Origin of the sequence: Luteimonas composti (assembly GCF_042678665.1) — a bacterium.
In the GTDB taxonomy this organism is placed as follows: domain Bacteria; phylum Pseudomonadota; class Gammaproteobacteria; order Xanthomonadales; family Xanthomonadaceae; genus Luteimonas; species Luteimonas composti.
Genome location: NZ_JBHTKU010000007.1, coordinates 1 through 3511, shown reverse-complemented (window position 1 = coordinate 3511; position 3511 = coordinate 1). Strand labels below are relative to the sequence as shown.

General features: G+C 54.5%; 3 protein-coding genes. All 3 read left to right on the top strand.

Going from position 1 to position 3511, the window contains the following annotated elements; genetic code table 11:
• Window positions 1-410: 410 nt before the first annotated feature.
• The 3 genes from ACFQ2D_RS16975 to ACFQ2D_RS16965 all read left to right on the top strand — a co-directional run bounded on the left by ACFQ2D_RS16975 (window position 411) and on the right by ACFQ2D_RS16965 (window position 3367).
• The gene (locus tag ACFQ2D_RS16975) at window positions 411-917 is read left to right on the top strand and encodes a hypothetical protein (RefSeq protein WP_280943848.1); all 507 of its coding nucleotides are present in this window, start codon (window positions 411-413) and stop codon (window positions 915-917) included.
• An 821-nt stretch (window positions 918-1738) separates the two neighbouring features.
• On the top strand, window positions 1739-2827 hold the full coding sequence (locus ACFQ2D_RS16970; protein ID WP_280943847.1) for a hypothetical protein: 1089 nt from the start codon (window positions 1739-1741) through the stop codon (window positions 2825-2827).
• A gap of 267 nt (window positions 2828-3094) precedes the next feature.
• The gene (locus ACFQ2D_RS16965; protein WP_386795727.1) at window positions 3095-3367 is read left to right on the top strand and encodes a hypothetical protein; all 273 of its coding nucleotides are present in this window, start codon (window positions 3095-3097) and stop codon (window positions 3365-3367) included.
• The last annotated feature ends 144 nt before the right edge of the window (window positions 3368-3511 follow it).

The following is a 3511-nucleotide window of genomic DNA, read 5'->3' as shown; positions in this document are numbered from 1 at the left end:
GGGGTCCGGCAGTTCTGTCGCCGGCGCCCTAACTATTCGTTCAAGCCGAACTTGCCCCGCTGCGCGGGCCAAGTCGGCTTAACTCAAGTGTTAGGGCGCTCGCTGAGGCATCCCATGACCGGTATGTGGTCGCAGCAGCTCCACCTTCCTAGCGCAAGCCTGCCGCTCCAGATCGGCGCGCAGCAACTTCGTTCCCGACGGCTCCAGGCGCGAGCCGCTGGCTGGCGGTCTTCCACGGGGCGACCGACTGCCGAGTTGCCTCTGGGCAAGCCCTGTAGGGCGATCGGTTGGCGTACAGTTCCGGCAACGGGGTCCGGCAGTTCTGTCGCCGGCGCCCTAACTATTCGTTCAAGCCGAACTTGCCCCGCTGCGCGGGCCAAGTCGGCTTAACTCAAGTGTTAGGTGTCAGCATGAAGTTTCTAGCGGTTCTAGCAGCCATCCTTCTCAGCTCGGCGACTTCCGCGGCTACGCCGTATCGCACCGAGAACATCATGCTGTTGCAGCCTGACTTCGTACTCAAGGAGCGGGCGCCTTCTGTTCCGGCGCTGTCTGAGTACATAAAGGCAGTTCAGTCTGCGGCGGAGAATGCACTGGCTGACGAACAGCCGCATCCCGCAAGTGGCTATTTGGTCCTGGCAGTCCGGCCTGGCGGAAAATCCATGGTCTGGCTGGACTTCAAGCCCGGCCTCCCAGAGTCCAGCGCCGCCAAACTTCGGGCCGCAATCCTTGCTGTACCCGCGTTTGAGGCCCGTGGTGGCGTTGTCGTCTTTGCGCTCAACTCGTCATTGTGGGATTCGCCTGTATCGCAAGGCTTTCCGAACCCACAAGAATGGTCCAAGGCAATGGAGGGGCGCAGGGAGCCCATGGAGATCGGTGACTTGGTGGACAAGGTGTGGCCTGCCGAGGCTGGCACCTAACAATTCATTCAAGCCGACGCCGCTTCGCGGCGCGGCTTAATTCAGGCGTTAGGGGCAGGATGAAGTACCTCGGAGTCGTCATACTCGCATTCGCTCTGTGTTCGTGTGCTGCGACACCTATGCGACAGGATCAAGCGCAAAGCATGACCGTCGTGCAAGAGCAGCAACTGGGGGTGCAAAGCCGCTGCTGCGTCACGATTGATGAAATGAATCCCGTACAAACTGGCGGCGGCAGCAGCGAGCATTCTTTTGGGCCAGCCAGCTCTATCATCTCATTTGACGGCCGCCCGACAACCGCCAGCCTGTTCAAGCTGCCTACCGGATCTAACGGCAAAGAGTTGGAGTTCATAAGTTACTCTGACAGAAAAAGATCTGTCTTTCGCTTTGATTCAGTGCTGTTTGTCGCACCGGCTCTTGCATTCCTAGACTCTAGCCGCAGGCCAATAGATACACAGCCACAACCGCCGCTTTGCTGGGGAGCAAAAAACGGCAAAGGTGGACTTTGGACAAGAGTTTCTGTCCCTGACAATGCAGCGTACGTAGTTGTAGCAGCAAGGACAGATCGGAATCTGTACCCTGTAGACACGCGTCAACTGGGCTCGGCTGGGCCGGTCATAGAAGCAATCGCAGACGCTCGACAGAGCTACGCAACCCAAGTTGGTACCGGCTATGCTGGACTGTACGGTTTGGAGCTGGTAGATCGGTTGCATCCTCCCCTCGGGAGGTGCGCGGCCTCTGCCCCCTAACAATTCATTCAAGCCGAAGCCGCTTCGCGGCTCGGCTTAATTCAGGCGTTAGGGGCGCTAGGAGAGTACTTCGCAATGGGAAAACTCACGGAAAAGGCGCTCGTTGCCAGAGGTGTGGACACCAACACAGCAAATACAATCGCGTCTAAAGGTCTCACGCTTCAGTCGCTTAAACAGCTACCACTCAGCAAACTAGTCGCACTCGGTCTTAGGAAAGAATCCGCCGAAGTTATCTTGAGCGAAGCTCGCCCTCCGATTCCGGACACCACACTTCATAGTCTTCTAATCAAGAGCAAGCGAACCTGCTGCATCTGCCGAGATCCGAGCAAGCCAATCATTGTTCACCACATCGATGAGTGGTCTGTCTCGAGGAGTCATGAAGAAAGCAACCTGATAGTTCTTTGCTTGGAACATCATGACCAAGCTCATACAAAAAAAGAGATCTCTCAGAAGCTCTCCAAAAAAGAACTGCGCGCATCCAAAGACGCTTGGGAGCGAGATGTCAAGCTACTCGACGCAAAAGCAATCCTGAAGTTAAAGCAAGATAGAGATTACTCTAGGTGGGATTGGATAAATCTGCCTCGTTTGTTTGAGATTGTTGCGAAAATGAAAGTTAAATCTTCAATTCCGCATTTGCGACAACAGCTTTTCCAGGATGGTTATATCAATAAAGAAGGATTTATCGCAAACGAGAAGAATTGGCCTACGTCAAAGAAGAAAGGCGCTTATTTCATTGATTTTGGCGATGGAATGTACATCTCGTACTACTTATCTGATTTGGTTGATCAGGTCCTATCCAGCACACCGGTCATTGATATCACGCCATTGATTGAGTCAAAACTTCAGATTACTTCTGTGTTGGCCGAGGGTGACTTCATTGTCGCGCAACTGCCGTTCTATTTCGCCAACGTGAATCAAGATGAGAAAGGCAGCAGCCAGCATCGCAAGTCTTACTATCGCGGCCACGGAATCCGTATCGAGTATGTATTCAACGCATGGAACTGCCTGAGCAGCTCCGCAAGATTCGATGCAATGACCGGACGGAAAGTGAAGACAATCTTTGCCCGAGTCATGAGTATTGCCGAGAGCGAGGGTGAGCTTTTGATTTCAGTCTCATGTCTAGCTGCGGGCACGGCCTTCAAAACTCATCAGGCGCGCCCCTAACAATTCATTCAAGCCGACGCCGCTTCGCGGCGCGGCTTAATTCAGGCGTTAGCCGCCATGACACGATCGATTCTATTCGTTGTCTTCCTCACCCTGGTCCTCGTTCCCCGAGTATCTGAGGCGTGCAGTTGCGTTCCACCTGGCACACCGCAAGAAGAGCTACGTTAGAGCGACCGTGTCTTTCTCGGTGCGGTTACCTCTGTTGAAGTTCGCTGCAAACAGCCGGGTACTAAACCTTTTGTCTGGCGGCCAGGCCAAGGTGTCGAGATGGCCTGTGCTACATCAACCGGTGAAGAGCGCGGCTTCCCGGTGAAGATTGCCACCTTCATGATCTCCGAGAACTTCAAGGGTGAGGGCTCTGAGGAGACGTTGGAGACTGCATTCTACGGCGCCTTGTGTGGCGTCGAGTTCGCTGCCGGAGAAGAGTACGTGGTATACGCAGATCAGGAGAATAGGGTTCTGACCGCTAGTTTGTGCTCTCGTACTGGGATCGCGACTGACCAAAAATCAGGCCTGTCGGTGCTGCGCGGTGGCGGCTAACAATTCATTCAAGCCGATGCCGCTTCGCGGCACGGCTTAATTCTGGTGTTAGGCATCACAACCCATGTCTTTCGAAGCGGTAAGAAAGCTAGAGTCAGTTCTTGGCGCCGCTCTGCCTTCTGACTACCGCGTGTTCCTCACTAC